At 58.4% G+C, this 22,250-nt stretch carries 16 protein-coding genes; 8 read left to right on the forward strand and 8 right to left on the reverse strand.

From position 1 onward, the window contains the following. The first annotated feature begins 163 nt into the window (after positions 1–163). Positions 164–394, forward strand: coding sequence for a putative cation transport regulator ChaB (gene chaB, locus VRC33_RS09365; protein ID WP_338563101.1), 231 nt, complete (start codon positions 164–166; stop codon positions 392–394). 373 nt (positions 395–767) lie between these two features. After that, positions 768–1,445 carry a gamma-glutamylcyclotransferase gene (locus VRC33_RS09370; protein WP_338576979.1) on the forward strand — a complete coding sequence of 226 codons (678 nt, stop codon included), beginning with the start codon at positions 768–770 and terminating at the stop codon, positions 1,443–1,445. An 89-nt stretch (positions 1,446–1,534) separates the two neighbouring features. On the opposite strand, the gene VRC33_RS09375 is transcribed toward VRC33_RS09370, so the two are convergent. The 8 genes from VRC33_RS09375 to VRC33_RS09410 all read right to left on the reverse strand — a co-directional run bounded on the left by VRC33_RS09375 (position 1,535) and on the right by VRC33_RS09410 (position 10,616). Continuing rightward, on the reverse strand, positions 1,535–2,977 hold the full coding sequence (locus VRC33_RS09375; RefSeq protein WP_338563104.1) for a serine/threonine-protein kinase: 1,443 nt from the start codon (positions 2,975–2,977) through the stop codon (positions 1,535–1,537). A gap of 15 nt (positions 2,978–2,992) precedes the next feature. Next, positions 2,993–3,943 carry a hypothetical protein gene (locus VRC33_RS09380; protein WP_338563107.1) on the reverse strand — a complete coding sequence of 317 codons (951 nt, stop codon included), beginning with the start codon at positions 3,941–3,943 and terminating at the stop codon, positions 2,993–2,995. Positions 3,944–3,957: 14 nt separating this feature from the next. Continuing rightward, positions 3,958–4,734, reverse strand: coding sequence for a PP2C family serine/threonine-protein phosphatase (locus tag VRC33_RS09385; protein WP_338563110.1), 777 nt, complete (start codon positions 4,732–4,734; stop codon positions 3,958–3,960). After that, entirely contained in the window at positions 4,731–5,897 is a 1,167-nt protein-coding gene (gene tagH / locus VRC33_RS09390) for a type VI secretion system-associated FHA domain protein TagH (RefSeq protein WP_338563113.1), read from the reverse strand. Before tagH ends, VRC33_RS09385 begins: the two co-directional genes overlap by 4 nt. Positions 5,898–5,935: 38 nt before the next feature. Beyond that, positions 5,936–6,634 (reverse strand): type VI secretion system-associated protein TagF, encoded by a 699-nt coding sequence (gene tagF, locus VRC33_RS09395; RefSeq protein WP_338563114.1) that lies wholly within the window; start codon positions 6,632–6,634, stop codon positions 5,936–5,938. Positions 6,635–6,649: 15 nt separating this feature from the next. Beyond that, on the reverse strand, positions 6,650–8,773 hold the full coding sequence (gene tssM, locus VRC33_RS09400; RefSeq protein ID WP_338576982.1) for a type VI secretion system membrane subunit TssM: 2,124 nt from the start codon (positions 8,771–8,773) through the stop codon (positions 6,650–6,652). Continuing rightward, on the reverse strand, positions 8,773–9,999 hold the full coding sequence (icmH, locus tag VRC33_RS09405) for a type IVB secretion system protein IcmH/DotU (RefSeq protein ID WP_338563115.1): 1,227 nt from the start codon (positions 9,997–9,999) through the stop codon (positions 8,773–8,775). The genes tssM and icmH overlap by 1 nt, the downstream gene beginning before the upstream one ends. 92 nt (positions 10,000–10,091) lie before the next feature. Then, positions 10,092–10,616, reverse strand: coding sequence for an SH3 domain-containing protein (locus VRC33_RS09410; protein WP_338563117.1), 525 nt, complete (start codon positions 10,614–10,616; stop codon positions 10,092–10,094). A 448-nt stretch (positions 10,617–11,064) separates the two neighbouring features. On the opposite strand from VRC33_RS09410, the gene VRC33_RS09415 reads away from it, so the two are divergent. The 6 genes from VRC33_RS09415 (at position 11,065) to VRC33_RS09440 (ending at position 22,243) form a co-directional block, all read left to right on the forward strand. Further along, entirely contained in the window at positions 11,065–12,348 is a 1,284-nt protein-coding gene (locus tag VRC33_RS09415) for a nitrate- and nitrite sensing domain-containing protein (RefSeq protein WP_338564781.1), read from the forward strand. A 270-nt stretch (positions 12,349–12,618) separates the two neighbouring features. After that, entirely contained in the window at positions 12,619–13,881 is a 1,263-nt protein-coding gene (locus VRC33_RS09420) for a CmpA/NrtA family ABC transporter substrate-binding protein (protein ID WP_338563122.1), read from the forward strand. Next, entirely contained in the window at positions 13,878–14,768 is an 891-nt protein-coding gene (gene ntrB, locus VRC33_RS09425) for a nitrate ABC transporter permease (RefSeq protein WP_338563124.1), read from the forward strand. The genes VRC33_RS09420 and ntrB overlap by 4 nt, the downstream gene beginning before the upstream one ends. Beyond that, positions 14,768–15,547 carry an ABC transporter ATP-binding protein gene (locus tag VRC33_RS09430; RefSeq protein WP_338563126.1) on the forward strand — a complete coding sequence of 260 codons (780 nt, stop codon included), beginning with the start codon at positions 14,768–14,770 and terminating at the stop codon, positions 15,545–15,547. The genes ntrB and VRC33_RS09430 overlap by 1 nt, the downstream gene beginning before the upstream one ends. A gap of 10 nt (positions 15,548–15,557) precedes the next feature. Beyond that, positions 15,558–19,628 (forward strand): nitrite reductase large subunit NirB, encoded by a 4,071-nt coding sequence (gene nirB, locus VRC33_RS09435; protein WP_338564219.1) that lies wholly within the window; start codon positions 15,558–15,560, stop codon positions 19,626–19,628. Further along, positions 19,625–22,243: a nitrate reductase gene (locus VRC33_RS09440; protein WP_338563128.1), complete on the forward strand. Its 2,619-nt coding sequence runs from the start codon at positions 19,625–19,627 to the stop codon at positions 22,241–22,243. Before nirB ends, VRC33_RS09440 begins: the two co-directional genes overlap by 4 nt. Positions 22,244–22,250: the final 7 nt, after the last annotated feature.

Here is a 22,250-nt window from a genome sequence, read left to right on the forward strand (position 1 = left end):
TAAACCAATAAATAAACCCAATAAGCATGGTTAAAATTCGAATTGGACAGGTGAAATACAGCCTTTAACTGTTTTTTCGTTTAAGTGCGGTTAAATGTCTGGCTGGAAAAAGACGGGATCAGGGTCCAGACTTACCGGATGTTTATTGCCCGGAGAAAATTTTATGCCTTACTCATCCCGTTCTTCCCTGCCAGACAACGTGAAAAGTGTGCTTCCGGCCCATGCTCAGGATATTTATAAAGAGGCTTTTAACAGCGCCTGGGATGAATACAAAGAGAAGAAAGATCGCCGCGGGGATGAAACGCGCGAAGAAGTGGCCCACAAAGTGGCCTGGTCAGCTGTTAAGCACACCTACGAGAAAGGTGATGATGACAAATGGCATAAAAAACACTGACCCTGGCGGGGCGGCTGCCGTCGCCCCCCGATCGCTCCCTGACAAGTCACTCTTTATCGCTCCTTGATCGGTCCCTCTTTATCGCTCCCTGATAAGTCACTCTTTTCGCGTCCTGCCCAGTTAACCCCTGCAGCTAAGTTCTCATCCGTTACAGACAACCCTTGTCTGCCCGCTATTCTCAGCATCAGCCCCTTAATTTTCTCTTATTATGCCGATGAGAGTATTAAGCGAAATTTTTTCTTTTGTGACCGGTTTCAAACTTGATAGCCTGAGACGAATGATTTAGGGTCATTGATAGCGTTGAAACGATAAGTTTCATAATAATTCAACTTCAGGGATGTATCACCGCAGGGAGCAGTGGCGGGGAGGTGCTGTGTTAACAAGAGATTTCTTATTAAGAGCGGATTGCAAAACCGCTTTTGGTGCTATTGAGGAATCGCTGTTATGGACCTGTGAACAGCGCGCAGCCTCATTAGCGGCCACCCTCTCTTTCCGGCCCGATCACAGCCCGGTGTGGATTTTTGGTTACGGGTCACTGATGTGGAACCCCATTTTCGAAGCCGATGAAGTGGCTGAGGGCACGCTCAATGGCTGGCACCGGGCATTCTGCCTGCGTCTGACCGCCGGGCGGGGCACTGCTACCCAGCCGGGGCGTATGCTGGCGCTGAGAGAGGGGGGTGAGACTACCGGGCTGGCTTTCCGTCTGCCGGAAGAGAAGCTGCATGAAGAGTTGGAACTGCTCTGGAAGCGGGAGATGGTGACCGGCTGCTATCTGCCAACCTGGTGTGGGCTGACGCTGGCAGATGGCCGCACCGTTACTGCTCTGGCCTTTGTGATGGATCCGCGCCATGCACTGTATGAATCAGATGCCTGTCCGAAAACCATAGCCCCGCTAATTGCGCAGGCCAGCGGCCCGCTGGGCACCAATGCTCAGTATCTTTACTCGCTCGACCAGGAGTTAAAGAAGCGCGGGTTATATGACGACTGTCTGACCGATCTTGTCCAGCGCGTGCGGGAACTGGAGCAATGCCACAATCATCTGGTGGGGTAAGCCCACCTCTGCCGGACCGATTGGTCAGATTCCATCGCCGGTTGTCTGAGCTGACCGGTCCCCCGCTTTAGCCTCCGTCAGCCTTCTGCTCAAAGCCCCGGATTGATCAGCCAGGTGCCCGCTTTATTGATCTCAAGCTGCTGGCTGCGTACTGCGGTCGCGGAGTGCACTTCAACCTTATAACTCCCGGCGGCCAGATTCAGTGAAGCATAGCCGCTGTTGTTAGGCTTAACGTCCATTGGCATCCCGTTCAACAGCACGCTTTCGCCGCTGGCAAGTTTGAGATAAACGGTAGCCAGCATCGGTGCATTCGCAGGCAAAGTTTGCGGCTTAGCGCTGGTGACGGGCGCACTGGATCCCGTGCCTCCGGCAACGGCGGGATGCTCAACCGCCGCTTTGTCACCCCGGTTAAGCACCACAACCAGCGCGATAACTGCCAGCACCGTGAGACCAGCGAGCGCCATCAGGGGCCTGGAGAGCTTGCGTGCAGTGCGTGGGCGGACCATTTCAGCGGCACCCGCAGCCGGGTTCACCGCCACCACCACCTGTTCCTGAGCCATCACAGGCTCGACAACCGGCTGTTGTTCTGGCTCAGAAATGCGGGTGACGGTGGTCACCAGCTGTTCTACCGTACTCACAGGGAGTTCAATCAGCGCGGCCAGCTCTTCAATAGACTGAGGGCGATCCTGAGGTTTCATCGCCAGCGAACGGTCAATGGCATTGAGCAACGACAGGGAAAAACCTTCCGGGCGTAGCTGGGTCAGCGGCTGGTAGCGATCCTCGATACAGCGAACCACGCTGACCGGCGGCGGATTGCCGGTAACCAGCGTATGCAGCACGGCTCCCAGCGCGTAAATATCGGTCCAGGGGCCCTGATCGCTGTCCGTCTCTTCGCTGTACTGCTCAATCGGCGCATAGCCGGGCTTGAGCATGATTTCGGTTTGATCCGACAGATTGCCGATCTCTTTCCGTGCGGAGCCAAAATCCAGCAGCACCGGCAGCTGATTTTCCTGAATCTGAATATTATCCAGCGAGATATCACGGTGCAGATAGCCGCCCCGGTGAATGGTATCAATTGCACCAAACAGCGGCGGCAGCAACTGGCGGATCCACTCATCGGTGACGCTTTCCGGTTTGCCCAGCTGCCACTCTTTCAGCGTCATGCCGCTGTAATAGAGGGTGCCCATATAGGCAGTGCCGTTCTCTTCCCAGAACCGCAGCACATGCAGCAGGCCGGGATGGTTAAAACGGGCCAGCAGACGAGCTTCCTGAATAAAGCTGGAAAGACCGGCGTTAAACAGTTTCTGATAACGCTCTCCGCGCAGCACAATGGTCAGGTCATCCCCTCGTGAAGCCAGAGAGATGGGGAGATACTCCTTGATCGCTATGGTCCGCTCGAGCAGATGGTCCCAGGCCCGGTAAACGATGCCAAAGCCTCCGCCGCCAATCACTTCCTTGATTTCAAACTCATTGAAACGGTGTCCGGCCGGAAGGGCATTAGGGACAGGTTTCGTTTTTTCGTTCGCCGACATAGTATCCATCCGGGGTTAGTTAACGGTGCGCCAGGCGCCAATAGCCGGATCGGCCAGGTCTGCATGCAGGTCATCCACCAGCAGCACGGTAATTCGGGTTTGCGGGTTCACCACTTCGGACCAGCTCTTACGTAAGGCTTCGACCCGGCTTTTCAGCGCATCCGGATTAGCGGCCTGAGCCTTATCCATTTTCACCAGCAGCACGCCGTCAAATGACCAGACATGCAGCGTCGGGTTGAAGGGCAGCAGCAGCCAGCTCGCCGGGGCATCCGCTTTGGCGGCGACCAGACGCTGATTGTTGGCCGCCACAATATCCAGTTTGCCCGCCGCAGGATGGACATTCTTCAGGGGGTAGCCCTGGTAAAACTGCACGGCAACCGGTTCAGTTTTGCCATTGCTGGAGAGGGTCAGCACGCTGCTGCCTTCCAGCCAGCCTTCGGTTGAACAGCGCAGCTGTTTGCCGTCGGGAATAAACAGCGACTGGCCTTTTTCATCCCACCAGGTGCGGAAGTGGCAGCCGGCTGGCAGATCAAAATGCTGCAGGGGCGCGTTATTTGCCGGCTGGGAGAGATCGAAAGGCACGGCATTGCTGGAGGTGGCTGCATCGGTGCCATCGGCAATCACGATAGGTCGCCAGCTCTGCTCTTTTGCCGCCGTGCCGGTTGCCAGCACCGAGCCTGATTCATTGGTCATCTGCCACGGCAGTTCCACCAGCTTGCCGCACTGGTTCTGCAGCAGATTACCCACGCGCGGTAAAAAAGTGGTCAGCACGCTGGACTCTTTGCTCTTGCCCGACACGATACGCAGATGAAGATTCTCCTGGCACCAGTCCTGCGGTGCGTTACTCGCGACGTCGTCGATGAACACCTCCAGCGCCAGGCTGGGGGAGTAAACCACGCGGTAATCTTCAGCCTGTGCGGCAGTCGCTATCAACAATGAGGCAGTAGCTGGCAACCAGAATTTCATAGCGATCCTTGGTATTAATCTCGCGGCGGTAAAAAACGAGCGGAATCCGCCGCGGATTGTAATAGGGTGGTTTCCTGTGGCGAGCCTACCCAAACGGCCACGGCACTCAGGTTGTCTTTTTTCTCACTGCGGTTGATAGCTTTTTGCATCAGAGCCAGCCACTCTTCCGGGCAGTTGACCATTCTCAATGCCTGTTCCATTTCCTGCGGGCTCAGGCTGCACCAGAAGCCATCGGTACAGACCAGAAAAGCATCGCCATCTTCCAGCGGCATCACCTCGCTGTGGCTGATGGGAAGCGCGCCATCAGCGCCGAGCGCATTATAGAGTAAATTGCTGTTAATACCGGAATTATCGACGCCGGCTTCTTTCATTTGCTGGGCCAGGCTGTGGTCGCGGGTGACGGTATGAATAAACCCCCGACGGAAGTGATAAACGCGGCTGTCACCCGCGTGCGCCCACCAGGAGCGCTGGTTTATCCGGTCTATAAACAGCGCGGCCAGCGTGGTACTCATCCGGTGAAAATTCAGATTTTTCCTCTGCGCGCTGCGGATGGCCCTGTCGGCATTATTGACCCATTCCACGGTATCCGCCGGACTTATTGCACTGTCTGCCGTTAATTCAGCCAGCAGCGTGTCGCGCGCCAGCCTGGCCGCCGTCTCGCCACCCGGCGTGCCCGCCACGCCATCGCAGACTAAAAAACAGGCACATTGCTCACCCTTATGGGCACCCGTTTCATCCTGATTGCTCTCTCTTGCACCAATTTGTGACGTCGAAGCATAGTTAATATTCATTCTTTGTCCGGTCGGATTTGTGAGTCTTTATACTGATTCACTTCCATGTCATAGGCCTGGAGGAAAGCATCGCCAAACAGGGTATGGAAATCGTCCTCAATTTCGCCAGAGGTGTGCTGGTAATGGCGCTGGAAGGCTTCCCACATGGCCGCCTTTTTACTTCCGGGCAGACCAAATTTAGGCAGCACGCCATCGCGCCTGGCGTGCTCCTCCAGCCGTTGAGGATTAAATGACTGCAGCATGGCGGCGATAATGGCGCGAATACCGGCGATCATCCCCAGCTGATGAGCCTGAAGATCGACCAGTGCATCCCGTACCGCCTGCTCTGGCGGCATAAATCCAGGCATCTGGCTCTGATAAATCTGCATCAGTACGGTTTTGCCAGAGGGCAAAATTTTAAACGGATTATTCGCCTCGTTGAGGATCATGGTCATTTCGGCTTTCACACCCCGTTTCAGAATCGAACGGGAGGAGAGCAGGGCCACCGTACCCTGCGAGAACAGACTGAGCATTCTGCCGGTAACGCGCAGCTGATCTTCGGTCAGAGGCGGCTTACCCGGCCCCTGTTCCAGCCCCATCCCTTCCATCAGGGCAGCCAGAAGCCGGTCGGAATTGCAGTCAGAATCTGTCTCGCGGTGAGGGATCTCGTGGTTGATCGGCTCTATTCCGAGCCTGGCACCGGTCTGCCGGGCTGTGCGGGCCGCCATCTGTTCGGGGGTTTGCGTCTCTGTCGGATGCACCAGCACCGGCTCTTCCTCGTACAGCATCCCCAGCGGATCGGCAGGTTGCGATCCCTCCTCGCTGAACAGCGCCAGCGGGTCCACATCGCTGAAATCCGCTTCAGGTTCTTCACGAAGAGGATCGCTGACCTGAATGGTGTACTCCCCAATGCCCAACCGATCGCCATGCTGCAACGCGATCTGGCTGCCACGCGCCAGGGGAACCTGATTATGGGTTACCGCTATCACGCTGCCGTGGCTGGTGAGACGGCAGTCGCCGTTGGAGGCAACATGCACCACCGCCTGCAGGCGGGAAATGGCGCGTTCAGCATCGGGAAGCACCAGATCGTTATCCAGGCTGCGGCCAATGGTGCCGCCGGGGGCCACAAAATCACAGCTGGTGACCGGTGCCTCGGTTCTGCTCTCAACAAGGGTAAATCGCATGCGCTTTTCCTGAAGCCAGGGCCAGAGGCCAACTGACTCTATTCAAACATCGGTGGATAGAGTCCATGTCGACCCGGTTGTGCCACAGCGTCCGGATCGAATAATTGTGAAAATAGCTGTGCGGTAAGGTTCCCGCTGTGTTTATGGCTGACCAGCGGATAGCCATCACTCTGATTAGTCCACCAGTAGCTGGTGTACTGACCGGGATTAAACCGGGCCGCAGCCTCCCGCCAGGCCAGCGTGCAGGGCAGATCCTGATAGCCGATTACATCCATAATGTCCGATCTGCCGGTATCCGGAAGGGACAAGGGCGGCAGCGACTGAAGCGTGCTGGCCAGTTCATCGGGGCTGAAGTTTCCGCTGACGGCCTGGTGCAGCGCATTGCCCAGTGAGGCAAACCAGTCACCGGAAACGGCAAGCTGAGCCGGGTGCCAGTGGCTGACCGTCACGCTCTGCAGCGCCATCAGTGGAAAAGCTCTGCCCACCCGATCCCGTGACGGCACCAGGCAACCAATCTGCACCCGCTGCACGCCCAGTGTGGCAGGCAAGGCAAAATTCCACACCGGTGCGCGGCTGAACAGCTCTCTGTTTTCCGTCCGGTGGTGATGCCAGTGCGTCAGCCCCAGCTGAAACCAGTTAGACCAGCTGCTGACAATCGCCTCTGGCAGACGGCGTTGAAGAAAATCACCGGTAGTTGGCAGCTTGCCATACCACCCCAGCGCACTGTTTTCTGGCATTGTGATACCTTCTGGTCAGTGAACGTTAGCTGCAACACGGAGCGGAGCAGGAATAATCACCGCGCTGTTCTCAGAGTCCTGCCCGGCTTTCTCCAGGTGTGATGCCAGCTTGCGCATCATCAGCGCATTGTCCCGGACAAAAGGCGAGCTCTGGATCTGCCGGTCCAGCAACTGACTGAGGTGCCAGTCAAGCTGCTGAAGCTGGCGGGTGGTCACGTTGGCAGGCAGGGTGCGTTGCAGATTCTGCATTATCCATCCCCGCAAAAACTCACCGTCATAACTGCGCGGCTGATAAAGCATCTGATAGGCGCGCAGGGCATTACGGCTGAACTCGCTGTCTTCCCCTTTATCCTCGCGCAGGATCAGGGTAATGTTTTGCGCCACGCGCGGCAGCAGCAGGGATTTAAGCGCATTCTGATAGAAGCCCCAGGCGGCATCACTGACCTGACCGCCCCGGTATAATCCGCCCCGCATACTCAGTGGCGGCGCATCCAGAGAGAACTTATCGCTCTGCGGCAAGGCCACCAGGCTGTTTAAGAAGGGTAGCAGATCCAGAATATCAGTGGAGGGACTCCGGGCCAGAAGGCTGGCCTGCTGGTTGACGCCCTCCATCCGGCTCTCTACCTGCTGCAGATAGTGCTGATTTTTATAATAGCTGGTGGTCCAGAGCAGGGTGGCGATCAGCAGGGCCAGCCCCAGAGACGCATAGCCAGCCCAGTGCAGCAGCCGGTTGCGGTGCTCCCAGGAGCGGTCGCTGCCCGCCAGCCCGCTTTCGGCAAAAATCATCTCACTCATCAGCGAGCGGATAAAATAGCTCTGGCCTTTATTGGCCGGGATCGGCGCCTGACGGTTGACCGAGTCCCAGCTGGCTATCGAGTGGCCTGAAACCTGAGGGAGCTGAAGCTTGCGCGTCAGTTCTCCCATGATGCGGTCAAACGGCAGCCCTTCCTGCGCACCGCTGGTGAAGAACAGGCCCCGCACTGGCCACGGCATTTCGCCCTTTTCCGGCGAGAAGACAATCTCCAGATACTCCGCCAGCAGCGGACGCAGTGAGGCAAATTCCTGAGGGAACAGGAAGCAGTCGGCCCGGCGGGTCAAATCGTTCTCTTTGGCCATATTCCCGGCCAGATCTTCCTGCAAACGCTGGCTCAGCTCGTGGAACTGGCGTTCAAACAGGGCATTCACCGTCAGTTCACTGTGCCGGTGGTTTTCCCAGGGGAAGCTGAATCCCCACATCCGGTCACGCTGACTTTTATCCAGCGCGCCGAAATAACTCATAAACCCTTTCAGCAGATCGGTTTTGGTCACCATCACGTACACCGGGAAGTGGATGCCCGTCTGCTGATGCAGTTCAGCCATACGCTGGCGCAGCGAGGTGGCCTGCCTGATACGGGCTTCGGCAGAGTCACTCAGCAGATCGGCTACGCTGATGGTCATGATCACCCCGTTGATCGGCTGACGGGTGCGGTAACGTTTTAGCAGGGTGATAAACGTCTGCCATTCGCTGGCATCGCGTGCGCGCTGGCTTTCCTGCAGGCTGTAGCGGCCTGCCGTATCCAGCAGCACCGCTTCATTGGTAAACCACCAGTCACAGTGACGGGTGCCACCCACGCCACGCAGCGCGGTTTTACCGTGGCTGTCGCCAAGCGGAAACTCAAGACCGGAATTCACCAGGGCGGTGGTTTTACCGGCCCCCGGCGCGCCAACAATCATGTACCACGGCAGCTGGTAGAGATAGTGCGAGTTAAACCGCTGCAGCCAGCTTTTGGCCCGCCTCTTTTTCTGCTCCCGCCCGGTAAACTGGATTTTTTTCAGCATCATCGCCGCCTCGCTGAAGCGATTATCGAGCAGCTCTCCGGTCATCGCCTGGTCAGCATGGTCGACACTGGCGGTTTGCAGATTGGTGAGCAGCCGGGTATTGAACCATGCGCGATAAAGCTGAGGAATAAGCTGGAAAACAATCCACAGGAAAAAGCAGAGGCCAATCGCCACCTGACGATTCAGGTCAGGCTCCAGCAGGTGGATACCGTTAAGCGTCAGCCGCGGGCCGAGCATCCAGATTAAGGCGGAAAGGGCGCTGATCCCCAGAAAACCCCATAGCAGGCGGTTAAAGACAACGCTGAACAGGCGAGATGGCATCAGGGAGCCCTTACTGGTTTGGTGCTGGCTTTCACTTCCGGCGCCGGGAACAGCAAAATTTCAACCCGGCGGTTTTGCGCCCGGTTCTCTTTGCTGTCATTGGGCAGCAGGGGATTACTGTCACCACGGCCTTCTGCCCTGATCAGATGACCGGGCTGGATCAACCACTGTTGCAGTAATAACGTCAGGCTGTGCGCCTGCGCCAGCGAATATTCGTAATTGGTAGGGAAGCGGGATGAACGCACCGGCTGATTATCGGTAAAGACGGTGACCTGAATCGTCCCTTTCAGGGTATCGATTGCTGCTGCAACCCGCGTCAGGATGGCGCGGCCTTCCGGCGTCACATCACTGCTGCCCCGGTTAAATAACTTGTCTGCGGCAATGATCACTTTGCTGCCGCCCTGGCTGTCCGCGACATCCAGGGTTCTGGCGGCGATTAAATCTTCCAGTCGCTTGTGCAAATCCAGCATGGCCTGGGTGGCTGTCGTGCGCCGGATGGGCTCAGTTTTAGGCAGGGGGATCTGCCAGATAGCGCGCAGCAAAGGTTCGGCGGTGTTACTGAGCCGCCAGTTCAGGCTGGAATAGATCACACAGGCAATAAAAGCGGTGACGGTAAAACAGACCCACAGGGGGATCGGGGGACGCCAGAGGGCGTTCTGAGTCACCGGAGCCAGCGGCACAGGCCCGGCAGGCCGGGGTGTCAGGGTGCGGGTATCGTTAATCAACTGCGCCAGGCGCGTGCGGAGTGCATCACGCTGGATCCGTCCCTGTTCAATGCCCCGGTAGCGACCTTCGTAGCCCAGCAGCAGGCAGTAGTGGATCACTTCAAGCAGAGGCAGATGCTGCGCCGGATTTTGTGACACGCGGGAAAGAAGTTGGAAAACTTTCTCTCCGCCCCAGCTCTCATTATGAAAGGTGACCAGCAGGCCATTGCCCGACCAGACACCCCGCGTGCCCCAGGGCGTTTGTGCCGCGGCTTCATCCAGCACGCTACAGAGGCAGTAACGGGCACCAATGATCATATCAAAGGGCAGGCCAGCCTGCTTGCTGCGGGTTTCAAACAGGCGGATCTCATCGACCAGTTGCTGACGCAGGCCGGCGGGATCGTCATGCGTTACTGCCAGGCGGATTTGCACAATTGCATTCAACAACGGCGCCGCGGCGGTCAGTAACGGGTTGTCCTTGCTGACGGAAGAAACTGTGTCAGCGGGGGTATCCGGGCTCATCAGGCTATTACTGTCTCGGTTATAGGGCGCCTGATTGCAGGCGCTTTTATTCGTGTGATCGGGCATTGCCTTCCTGGCAGAGGGCAAACTTGCTACTCAAGAATCCAGGTCGCCGTGTTGTTATTACGGCAGGCTTTACTCTGTCCGCCCACATCCACACAGACCTTTTTGGCATTTTTGCGCGGACGGGGACGATCGCTTTTCACTGTGGCATCGTACAAGCCGGTTTTAACCCCAGCCTTGAACGGCACATAACCCACCAACTGTTGCTGGTCGCCATCGGCATCAGCATCGGCAATCGCCAGCCAGTGATTCTCGACCTCACCAAGGACGATAAAGTCTTTGCCATTGTCGAGGTAGCGGACAATTTTGCCGCTGAAGTCGGGGCTGGTCATAACGGAGGCACCGTAGAGCGCCCGATACGTTTCATTAACGGGTGTAAAAGAGTGGGGAGCCTGCACCACATGGCGATGAGTCAACGCCACACCATTCACTTCACTGGTCACCAGGGTGTCATCCGTCACGGGAGGAGGAGGAGCCTTGCATCCTGACAGAGACAGCACTGCCAAAAGAGTAAACGCGATGCTTATTTTCACTTTGGTCCTCATGAATTTCATCAGTGAGTCTAATAGTCCACAGGCGATACCCGAGAGAGCCTGGTCACTTTCCGCTTAAAAAAACGCCGAAAGGCAGAAAAATCACTCAGGTTTACAGAAAGATAAATTCACCGCCAGTTTACCTGACGCTTTTGGGAATGGGAACCATTGCAGCGAGCCACTTTACATGATAGTGCCGCCAGAGAGGCGACAATCTTTACGTGAAAGGTGACGCTGAGTCAATTTGATTAATATCAATAATCAGTCCTGAGGCTCCTGGAGGAGAGGGAGGGCTGACTGACAATAACTGGAAATCTGCGCGCATGGCAACCTATAAGAGCCATTAATAAATTACGGGGGAGAAATATTTTAACCAGGGCCGGTTTTTTTCAGTTAAAACCGCCCCTTCCTTACGAACGGCATAAGAATTGCTTGATCGGGGGTACAGCCCCTGATTTATGGAGACGGAATGATGAGTGAAACCATTCCTGCAGCCCTGTCCTGGCTACTGGCATCGCACCAGTGTGAGCGGGCCGGGTTACAGAATTTACTGCAAACCGGTCAGCTGACTGAAGAGATCGGCCAGTTGATTCACCAACTCCAGCGGGAACGCGGGGCAAGCAACATCTGGATCTGCTCGCAAGGCCAGTTATTTGGCGACGAATTACCGGCCAGAGAACGACAGGTCAGCCAGGCCCTGAAAAGCGTGCTGGCGCATTTACCGCCGCTGCCTGCTGCCGGTCATACCTTTGCCGGAAACCGGCGCCTCTTCGGCCGGATCGCGGCGGCGCTTCACGCGCTTGGCGACCTGCCTGCCCTGCGCGAAAACGTCCGGGGCTTTCAGCTCAGCCATGCGGAGGCTATGGCTCACTTCAATCACATCATCCGCCAGCTAATGAGCCTGGTGTTCGAAATGATCGACACGGCTCCCGACCCACAGGTTTCACGCGCTTTGATCGCCATGTTCAGTTTTATGCAGGGCAAGGAGCTGGCGGGACAGGAAAGAGCGACCGGCTCAGCAGGCTATGCCGCCGGGCAGTTCAGCGTGGAGCAGGCGGAACGTATGGTAATGCTGATCGACGCACAGGAGCGCTGCTTCAGCAATTTCGCCCGGTTTGCCGATGCCCGCAGTCTGCAGAAATGGCGCACCCTCTGCACCCGTGAAAATGAGGTGGAGCGACTGAGGCGCATCGCCTGTACCCGCAGTAAACCCGAGTCGCAGGGCACTGAAATGGCGCTGCGCTGGTTTCAACTGATGACCCGGCGCATCGACGGGCTGAAAACCATTGAGGACAGCCTGGCGCAACATCTGATGCAGCGCTGCCGTGAGAGCCTGCGGCTGGCATCAACAGAGGCCGGAGAACTGGATATTCAGCAGGCGATGGCGCAGTGGGACAACGAACCGACTTACAGCCTCTATGTGGCCGGACAGGACTGGCTCAGGGAAGAGGCCGAATCGCTGGATACCGGCGGCCTGATGCCTGACCTCAGCCGCTCCGTGCTTGGGCTGGTACAGGAACAGTCGCAACGTTTGCAAGCGCAGGACGATGAACTGGCGGCAATGCGAGCCAGCCTGGATGAACGCAGGCAGATCGATCAGGCCAAAGCATTGCTGATCCGCCACCACAATTTCAGCGAGGAACAGGCCTGGCAGACGCTGCGAAAAATGGCGATGGATCAAAACCGGCGGATGGTCGATATCGCCAGCGCTTTGCTCTCTGTAGCCGCAGTTTTTCCCTCTACTCCTAAATGAGTAGTTGCACAAAGGGTGTGCGAATTGTGCTTCATGCTGGGGCAAATTCCGGGCTCAGGGTGAGAGATTCAGGCTGAGAAAGGCAGCGTCATCAGGCATTGCGCCGGATTAATGATTCTGGCATAGCCCTTGCAACACCCCTGCATACAGTCTTGCATTTGTTCCGCCAATGGCGGTGGAACGAGTGCTTTGGATAAAGGCGTCCAACCGCGTGCTTTCAGCACGCCGGTCGGACGCCTTTTTTTATGATTTTTTTTCAGGAAGCCAAAGATGAGCAAACCGAGTTTTCCGCTGTCCAGACGTCGATTCCTTGCCGGTAGCGCCCTGTTAGGCGGCAGCTACCTTGTTCCGGGCCTGATGAACAGCGTCTGGGCGGCCGGATCTGACGCGCCGGAGAAAACCACCATCCGCGTTGGCTTTATCCCATTAACCGACTGTGCCCCGGTGGTGATGGCGTCGGTGAAAGGGTTCGATAAAAAATATGGCATCACTATCACCCCGAGCAAAGAGGCGAGCTGGGCGGCGGTGCGGGATAAGCTGACGTCAGGCGAGCTGGATGCGGCGCATGTGCTTTACGGCATGATCTACGGTCTGCAACTGGGGGTGGCCGGTCCGCAGCATGATATGGCCAACCTGATGACCCTGAACCAGAACGGCCAGGCGATTACCCTGTCAACGCAGTTGAAAGAGGCGGGGGTGACTGACATTGCCGCACTGAAAAAAGCGATCGACGGCAAACCGGCAGGGACCTACTCCTTTGCGCATACCTTCCCGACCAGCACCCACGCCATGTGGCTTTACTACTGGCTGGCGAACGGCGGCATTGACCCGTTCAAAGATGTCCGCACCCTGGTGGTTCCGCCGCCGCAGATGGTGATGAACATGAAGATCGGCAACATGAGCGGCTACTGCGTTGGCGAGCCGTGGAACCAGCGTGCCATCAGCGAAAATATCGGCTTTACCGCTGAAACCTCACAGAATATCTGGCCTGACCATCCTGAGAAAATCCTCGGCACCCGTGCGGCGTGGGTAAAAGAGAACCCCAATACCGCACGCGCCCTGACAGCGGCAGTGCTGGAAGCCTCACGCTGGATAGACGCTTCAGACGCCAACCGCCTTGAGACGGCAAAGACGATCGCCGCCCGTGCATACATCAATACCAAACCCGAAACCATTGAAGGCCGGATGCTCGGCAAGTATGAAAACGGCCTGGGCAAAACCTGGCACGACGACCATGCCATGCGTTTCTTTAACGAGGGGGCGGTCAGCTTCCCGTGGCTCTCCGACGGCATGTGGTTCCTCACCCAGCAAAAACGCTGGGGTCTGCTGAAAGAGGAACCTGACTACCTGGCGGTGGCGAAGCAGGTCAACCGTATCGACATCTACAAAGAGGCGGCCACTGCCGTCGGCAACATCTCGCTGCCTGCCAGCGACATGCGCAGCAGCACGCTTATTGACGGCAAAGTCTGGGACGGCAGCAATCCGGCTCAGTATGCCGCCAGCTTTGCCATTCACTCCGGAGGTCAGAAATGAAAAACCAGGCTCGCGTAGTGCCGCTGCTGGCGGAAGCCGCACCGGTAAAAGCCGATGTTATCCCGCTGAAAAGCCCGGCAGAAGCCGCGCCAGCGGTAAGACGCAAACTGATCCGCCCCGCGATCCAGCGAGTGCTGCCAGGCGTGTGCGGCATGTTGCTGCTGCTGGCGGTCTGGCAGATTGCGGCAATCTACAGCAAGGGCTTCCCGGATCCGCTCAGCACCTGGCAGGCCGCAGTGACGCTGTTTGCCGATCCTTTCTATAACGCCGGGCCAAACGATCAGGGCGTCGGCTGGAACGTGCTGGCCTCGCTGGAGCGCGTGGCGATCGGTTTCGGCCTGGCCGCCCTGGTGGGCATTCCTGGCGGGTTCCTGCTGGGGCGCTTCACCTTCCTGGGCCGGATGTTCAGTCCGGTCATCTCGCTGCTGCGTCCGGTCAGCCCGCTGGCCTGGTTGCCCATCGGCCTGCTGCTGTTCCAGCGTGCGGAACCGGCCTCAAGCTGGACCATTTTTATCTGTTCTATCTGGCCGATGATCATCAACACCGCCGAGGGCGTGAAGCGCATCCCGCAGGACTACCTCAACGTGGCCCGCGTGTTGCAGCTCTCTGAATTCACCATCATGCGCAAAATCCTCTTTCCCGCCGTGCTGCCTTCCGTGCTGACCGGCGTGCGGCTCTCTATCGGCATTGCCTGGCTGGTGATCGTCGCCGCAGAGATGCTGACCGGTGGCCTGGGGATCGGCTTCTGGATATGGAACGAATGGAACAACCTCAATGTGCAAAACATTCTGGTGGCGATAGGAATTATTGGTGTGGTCGGGCTGCTGTTGGAGCAGGGCTTAATGCTGCTCGCCCGTCGTTTCTCATGGCAGGAAGGAGGTCAGTGATGCAACCCATTATTCAGGTTCAGCAGGTCAGCCAGCGCTTTACCACCTCGAAAGGGGAGTTCCTCGCGCTGGACAACGTCAGCTTCGATATCCAGCCAGGGGAAACCCTGAGTCTGATTGGGCATTCCGGCTGCGGAAAATCCACCTTACTTAATCTGATCGCCGGGCTGACCCAGCCGAGTGAAGGCGTCCTGCTTTGTGACAACCGCGAAATCGCCGGGCCAGGTCCGGAACGCGCGGTGGTGTTCCAGAACCACTCGTTGCTGCCCTGGCTGACCACTTACGACAACGTTGCGCTGGCCGTTAATCAGGTATTCAAAGAGAAAAGCAAGGCCGAGAAACACGACTGGATTGTTCACAATCTGGAGCTGGTGCAGATGAGCCATGCACTGAATAAAAGGCCGGGCGAGCTTTCTGGCGGCATGAAGCAGCGCGTGGGGATCGCCCGTGCGCTGGCGATGAAGCCCAAAGTGCTGCTGATGGATGAGCCATTTGGCGCGCTGGATGCCCTGACGCGGGCCAGATTGCAGGATGCAGTGATGGAGATCCAGCAGAAACTCAACACCACCATAGTGCTGATCACCCACGATGTGGATGAGGCCGTGCTGCTGTCGGATCGGGTGATGATGATGACCAACGGGCCAGCAGCTACCGTAGGTGAAATCATGACGGTCGATCTGCCGCGTCCCCGTTCAAGAGTGGCGCTGGCCGATGACCCGCATTATCACCATCTGCGCCAGCAGGTGCTGCATTTCCTCTACGAAAAACAGGCAGCGTAAGGAGCGAATGATGGCGGAGCATCTGGTGGTGATCGGCAATGGGATGGCGGCAATGCGCATGGTGGAAAAGCTGTTGCAGCTTGCGCCGGAACGTTACCGCATTACGGTGATTGGCCGTGAACCTCAGGGTAATTACAACCGCATCATGCTTTCGCCAGTGCTTGGCGGCGAGAAACCCTTTGCTGATACCGTCCTGCATTCACCGGAGTGGTATCAGCAGCGCGGTATTACCCTGCTGATGGGCGAGGAAGTTCAGTCACTGGATCCCGCCCGCAAAACGGCCATCACCGACCGCCGCACGCTGCACTGGGATCAACTGGTGCTGGCAACCGGCTCTGACCCGATGATGCCGCCGATCCCCGGCATTGAGCTGCCGCATGTCAGTGGCTTTCGCCGGCTGGCAGACGTCGGGCAGATGCTGACGGACAACGGACCGGTGGTGGTGCTGGGAGGCGGCCTGCTGGGCATTGAAGCCGCAGCGGCACTGCGGCTCAGGGGCCGGGACGTCACGCTGCTGCACCGCAATGGCTGGCTGATGGATCGCCAGCTTGATGCCAGAGCCGCTGACCTGCTGATGGGCACGTTAGCTGAGCGGGGCATAACCTGCCGGATAAACAGCGGTATCACCCGGATAAACAGTGACAGTGTCACATTGCCGGAGGGCACCCAACTGCCAGCGACCAGGGTGGTGGTGGCGGCTGGCGTTACGCCCACCAGTCAACTGGCCCGTCAGGCAGGTATCGCCTGCCAGCGTGGCGTGCAGGTTGACCGGCAGCTCCGCACTTCTGCCCCCTCAGTCAGTGCTGTGGGCGAATGCTGTGAGATTGAGGGGGAAACCTTCGGGCTGGTAGCACCCTGTCTGGCGCAGGCTGACGTGCTGGCTCACCGGCTGGCAGGCTTACCTGCGGCGGATTTTTACAGCGAAGACAACGGCACCCGACTGAAGGTGACCGGTATTGAAGTATTCAGTGCCGGCAATCTCTCTCAACCCGCTGGCACAGCCAGTGCCTGCTCTTTTGATCCTCTGACCCACCACTATCGACGGCTCTTTTTCCGCGATGGCCGGCTGACCGGCATCCTGCTGTATGGCGATACAAGTGACGCTGTCACGTTATTAACGCGGCTGGGTACGCCCTGCGATGCCCGCGTCCTGATTAACCCGACTCACTCAGCGCAGCCTGAAGCTGCAGGAACTCTCCCGATGAGCAAACCTACTTTAGTTGTTATTGGCCACGGCATGGTTGGCCACCATTTTCTCGAACAGCTGGTGGCAAAACAGCTGCACCTTGAGTATCACATCGTGGTCTATGGCGAAGAGCGCCACGTCGCCTATGACCGCGTCCATCTTTCGGAATATTTTGCCGGCAAAGGCCATGCGGAGTTATCGCTGGTGGCCGACAACTTCTTCACTGAACACCATATTGAACTGCGTACCCACTGCCCGGTGGTGGCTGTCGACCGCCAGCGGCGCTGCGTCCGTGAAGCCAGCGGCCATGAGATGAGCTGGGATAAACTGGTGCTGGCTACCGGATCTTATGCCTTTGTCCCGCCGATTCCGGGCAACGACAGCCCCGGCTGTTTTGTCTATCGCACCCTGGACGATCTGGATGCTATCGCGGCCAGAGCGCAGCATTCGCGCCGTGGCGTGGTGATTGGCGGCGGGCTGCTGGGGCTGGAAGCGGCCAACGCGCTGAAACAACTGGGTCTGGAAACCGAGGTGGTGGAGTTTGCGCCACGGCTGATGGCGGTACAGCTGGATGAGGGTGGCGCCGGCATGTTGCGCCGCAAGATTGCCGCGCTGGGCGTGCAGGTTCACACCAGCAAAGCCACGCAGTCGATTGAATCGCTGCCCGATGGGCAAATGCGTCTGAACTTTGCTGATGGCAGCGTGCTGGAGAGCGATCTGGTGCTGTTCTCCGCCGGTATCCGCCCGCGCGATCAACTGGCGGCAGAAGCGGGATTAACCCTGGGCGCTCGTGGCGGCATCACGGTGGATGATGCCTGCACCACCTCCGATCCTGATATTTACGCCATCGGCGAGTGCGCATTGTGGAGCGGGCAGATCTTCGGCCTGGTGGCACCCGGCTATCAGATGGCAAGAGTTGCGGCAGCCTCACTGGCCGGAGAAACGGCGCAGTTCAGCGGCGCGGATATGAGCACCAAACTGAAACTGCTGGGCGTGGAAGTGGCCTCCTTTGGCGATGCCCACGGGCGCACGCCGCTGAGCAAGAGTTACAGCTGGAGCAACGAGCCACAGGAGATCTACAAAAAAATTGTGATTTCTGCAGATGGCAAAACACTTTTGGGCGGCGTGCTGGTTGGCGACAGCAGCGATTACAGCACGCTGTTGCAGATGATGCTCAACAGCATGGCGCTGCCAGCCCAGCCGGAAATGCTGATCCTGCCGCAGAGCGAAGGCGCACCGGTCAGGGCGCTAGGCGTGGCGGCCTTGCCGGACAGCGCGCAAATTTGTTCCTGTCACAACGTCTCCAAAGGCGATGTCTGTTCAGCCGTGTCGGCAGGCTGTGGCGATATGGCTTCGCTGAAAAGCTGCACCAAAGCGGCCACCGGCTGCGGCGGCTGTTCCGCGCTGGTGAAGCAGGTAATGGAATTTCAGTTAGCCAGCTTGGGCGTCGAAGTTAAAAAAGATATCTGCGAGCATTTCGCTCACTCCCGTCAGGAGCTTCATCACCTGATCCGCGTCGGCGAAATCAAAACCTTTGATGCGCTGCTGGAGAAACATGGTCACGGGCTGGGCTGCGAGATCTGCAAACCGCTGGTGGGATCGTTGCTCGCCTCCACCTGGAACGAATACCTGCTGAAACCGCAGCATCTGCCGTTGCAGGACACCAACGATCGCTATTTTGCCAATATCCAGAAGGACGGCACCTATTCGGTGGTGCCGAGGATCCCGGCTGGAGAGATCACCCCGAAAGGGCTGATCGCCATTGGTCAGGTGGCCGAACGCTACAACCTCTACAGCAAAATCACCGGCGGTCAGCGTATCGATCTGTTTGGTGCCCGGCTGGATCAGCTTCCGGCCATCTGGGAAGAGCTGCTGGCGGCAGGCTTTGAAACCGGCCACGCCTATGGCAAATCGCTGCGCACGGTAAAATCCTGCGTGGGATCAACCTGGTGTCGCTATGGCGTGCAGGATTCCACCGGCTTCGCCATCGCGCTGGAAAATCGCTACAAGGGTCTGCGTGCGCCGCACAAAATCAAAATGGCCGTGTCGGGCTGTACGCGTGAGTGTGCCGAAGCGCAAAGCAAGGATATCGGGGTGATTGCCACTGACAAAGGCTGGAACCTCTATGTCTGCGGCAACGGCGGCATGAAGCCCCGTCACGCCGATCTCTTTGCCAGCGACCTGGACGACGCCACGCTGCTTCGCTATGTCGACCGCCTGCTGATGTTCTATATCCGTACCGGTGAACGTCTGCAACGTACCAGCGTCTGGATGGACAATCTTGAGGGGGGCCTGGCGTATCTTCGCAAGGTGGTGATAGAAGATTCACTGGGTATTGCGGCCGAGCTGGAGCAGGAGATGGCACGGGTTGTTGAAACTTACCAGTGCGAATGGCAGACCACGCTGGAAAGCCCCGACCGTCGGGCGCTGTTCCAGACCACGGTCAACAGCCCGTTGCCGGATGAAACCGTGCGCTGGTCGCTGGAGCGCGGCCAGATCCGTCCCTCCACTGAACCCCTGCAACGCAAAGAGATGCCGGAGCTGTTACCCTGGACCGAAGTGTGCGAGCTGGAAGCGATCCCCGCCCAGGCCGGAATCGGTGCCCGTTTTGGCAGCCAGCGCATCGCGCTTTTCCGTCTGGATGATGACGTGTTCGCGCTGGATGATAACGAACCTGGCACCCAGGCCAGCGTCCTGTCACGCGGGATCCTCGGTGACAGCGCAGGCGAGCCTGTGGTGATTTCTCCGATCTACAAACAGCGCTTCCGCCTGCGTGACGGCCAGGCGCTGGATAACAGCCAGCAGGGCGTGCGGAGCTGGCCGGTGAAGATTCAGGACGGGCGCGTCTGGGTTGCCAGCCCGGAAATGGTGGTGCCGCAGGCGGTGGCGTCATGAAAACCACCTGTCCTTACTGCGGGGTCGGCTGTGGGGTGGAGATTGTCTCTCAGCAGCCGGGCAGCTGTCAGGTCCGGGGCGACAAAGATCACCCGGCCAACTCAGGGCGGTTGTGTGTGAAAGGAGCAGCCCTGGGCGAGACGCTGGGCAGTGAAGGGCGGTTGTTACATCCGCAGGTGGATGGCGTGCGCACCGGGTGGCCTCATGCGCTGGATGAAGTGGCCAGCCGGTTGCGGCAGGTCATCGATCAATATGGCCCGCAGGCGGTGGCTTTTTATGCCTCTGGCCAGCTGCTGACCGAAGACTATTACGTCGCTAACAAGCTGATGAAAGGCTTTCTGGGCGTAGCAAATATTGATACCAACTCCCGGCTCTGTATGGCGTCTGCGGTAGTGGGCTACAAAAGAGCTTTTGGCGCGGATGCGGTTCCCTGCTGTTATGAGGATCTGGCGCTGGCCGATCTGGTGGTGGTGACCGGCTCCAACACGGCCTGGGCGCATCCGGTCGCCTGGCAACGGCTGGTACAGGCGAAAAAAGATCGTCCGGGGATGAAGATCGTGGTGATCGATCCCCGCAGAACGGCAACCTGCGAGCAGGCCGATCTGCACCTGGCACTGAAGCCGGGCAGTGATGCCGCGCTGTTTAACGGGCTGCTGCACTGGCTGGAGCGGCACCAGGGGCTGGGGGCTGATGCCGCCTCCTGGCTGAGCGGCCTGCCGGAAACGCTGGACGCCGCCAGCAATTGGGGCATAGCCGCCGTGGCCGATTTTTGTGAACTGGCTGAAACCGATGTGGTGGCGTTTTACCGTCTGTTTCTCACTTCGCCAGCCGTGCTGACGCTTTACTGCATGGGCATCAATCAGTCCACCAGCGGTAGCGACAAGTGTAATGCCATTATCAATGCCCATCTCGCCTGCGGCAAAATCGGCCTGCCGGGCAGCGGTCCGTTTTCGCTGACCGGACAGCCAAATGCGATGGGAGGCCGTGAAGTGGGCGGCCTGGCGAACCAGCTGGCTGCGCACATGGGCTTTTCAGCTCAGGAGGTCGATCTGGTGCAGCGTTTCTGGCAAAGCCCTGGCGTAGCTGACCGGCCAGGCCTCAAGGCGGTGGAGATGTTCCAGGCGGCGGGACGTGGAGAGATCAAAGCGCTGTGGATTATGGGCACCAACCCGGCTGTTTCCCTGCCGGATGGCAGTGCGGTCAGGGCCGCGCTACAGCATTGTCCGCTGGTGATTGTCTCCGACGTCTGCGCGCAGACGGATACCACCGCACTGGCTGATATCCTGCTGCCTGCACAGGGCTGGGGGGAGAAAAACGGCACCGTGACCAACTCTGAACGCCGACTCTCCCGTCAGCGCAGTTTTGTTAAACCAGCGGGTGAAGCGAAGCCGGACTGGTGGATCCTCAGCCAGGTGGCTCAACGGCTTGGCTTCGCTGACGCCTTTAGCTGGCAGCATCCGGCGGAGATTTTCCGTGAGCATGCCGCGCTGTCGGGCTTCGAAAATCACGGTCAGCGGGCTTTTGATATCAGCGCGCTGGCGGAGATTGACAATCATCAGTGGGATCGGCTGGCCCCGGTTCAGTGGCCGGTGAATCAGCAGCATCCCGCTGGCTGTGCAAGGTTGTTTGGCGATCGTCATTTCTTTCATCCCGATGGCAAAGCCCGGCTGATACCGATTGTGCCGCGTCTGCCGGTGGCGCAGGCAGACGCGGCCTATCCGCTGATAGCCAATACCGGACGCATCCGCGACCAGTGGCACACCATGACGCGTACCGGCAGCGTGCCGCGGCTGATGCAGCATTACAGCGAACCCTTCTGCGAAATCCATCCGCAGGATGCCCTGCAATATCGCCTGCGTGAAGCTGACCTGGTTCGCGTACAGTCCGCCAGCGGCTGGATGATCTGCCGGGCAAAAATCAGTGAAGGTCAGTTGCCTGGCAACGTCTTCCTGCCGATGCACTGGAACCGCCAGTTTTGCCATCAGGGCAGCGTGGATGCGCTGGTCGCTCCCGAAGTCTGCCCGGCGTCCGGGCAGCCGGAAAGTAAACAGACGGCGGTGCGGTTGCGTCGCTGGAAAAGTGACTGGCAGGGGGCTTTATACCTGCGTGAAGCAGCCCCGCTGGGGGAGGAACTGTGGTGGGCAAAAGTGCCTGAGCAGGGTGCCACCCGCTACCAGCTTGCGGGACCGGGTAACGCACAGCGCTGGCTGACAGAGCAGGGCGTGCTGACCGGTTTAGATCTCCAGACCGCAGAAGCAGAGGGGGAATATTTCCATCTGCTGGGCTGGAGAAAGGGCGAGCTGGCCCTGGCTTTCTACAGCGGGCGTGGGCCGGTTGACATTAATAATGAGGCGGTGGTTTCTGCCTTTGCTCAACCGCCTGGCGATGCCGCAGGACGATTTGCGCTGCTGGCTGGCCGCGCCACCAGCGGCATCAGCCGGGGCAGAACGGTATGTAGCTGCTTTGGCGTGGGCGAAAACACCATTAACGCAGCGATTGCCGCAGGCTGTTGCAGCACTGAAGCGCTGGGTGCCAGCCTGAAATGCGGCACCAACTGCGGCTCCTGTCTTCCCGAACTGAAACAGCTGATTGCCCGCGCGCAGTCAGCCGCCTGAATGAGGT

The organism is Erwinia sp. E_sp_B01_1 (assembly GCF_036865545.1).
Taxonomy (GTDB): domain Bacteria; phylum Pseudomonadota; class Gammaproteobacteria; order Enterobacterales; family Enterobacteriaceae; genus Erwinia.

Bases quoted from the DNA above. Each gene is read 5' to 3' on its own strand.
- icmH (WP_338563115.1), bottom strand. From the start codon at position 9,999: ATGAGCCCGGATACCCCCGCTGACACAGTTTCTTCCGTCAGCAAGGAC.
- VRC33_RS09410 (WP_338563117.1), bottom strand. From the start codon at position 10,616: ATGAAATTCATGAGGACCAAAGTGAAAATAAGCATCGCGTTTACTCTT.
- tssM (WP_338576982.1), bottom strand. From the start codon at position 8,773: ATGCCATCTCGCCTGTTCAGCGTTGTCTTTAACCGCCTGCTATGGGGT.
- ntrB (WP_338563124.1), top strand. From the start codon at position 13,878: ATGAAAAACCAGGCTCGCGTAGTGCCGCTGCTGGCGGAAGCCGCACCG.
- VRC33_RS09415 (WP_338564781.1), top strand. From the start codon at position 11,065: ATGATGAGTGAAACCATTCCTGCAGCCCTGTCCTGGCTACTGGCATCG.
- chaB (WP_338563101.1), top strand. From the start codon at position 164: ATGCCTTACTCATCCCGTTCTTCCCTGCCAGACAACGTGAAAAGTGTG.
- VRC33_RS09385 (WP_338563110.1), bottom strand. From the start codon at position 4,734: ATGAATATTAACTATGCTTCGACGTCACAAATTGGTGCAAGAGAGAGC.
- VRC33_RS09440 (WP_338563128.1), top strand. From the start codon at position 19,625: ATGAAAACCACCTGTCCTTACTGCGGGGTCGGCTGTGGGGTGGAGATT.
- tagF (WP_338563114.1), bottom strand. From the start codon at position 6,634: ATGCCAGAAAACAGTGCGCTGGGGTGGTATGGCAAGCTGCCAACTACC.
- tagH (WP_338563113.1), bottom strand. From the start codon at position 5,897: ATGCGATTTACCCTTGTTGAGAGCAGAACCGAGGCACCGGTCACCAGC.
- VRC33_RS09375 (WP_338563104.1), bottom strand. From the start codon at position 2,977: ATGTCGGCGAACGAAAAAACGAAACCTGTCCCTAATGCCCTTCCGGCC.
- nirB (WP_338564219.1), top strand. From the start codon at position 15,558: ATGGCGGAGCATCTGGTGGTGATCGGCAATGGGATGGCGGCAATGCGC.
- VRC33_RS09430 (WP_338563126.1), top strand. From the start codon at position 14,768: ATGCAACCCATTATTCAGGTTCAGCAGGTCAGCCAGCGCTTTACCACC.
- VRC33_RS09420 (WP_338563122.1), top strand. From the start codon at position 12,619: ATGAGCAAACCGAGTTTTCCGCTGTCCAGACGTCGATTCCTTGCCGGT.
- VRC33_RS09380 (WP_338563107.1), bottom strand. From the start codon at position 3,943: ATGAAATTCTGGTTGCCAGCTACTGCCTCATTGTTGATAGCGACTGCC.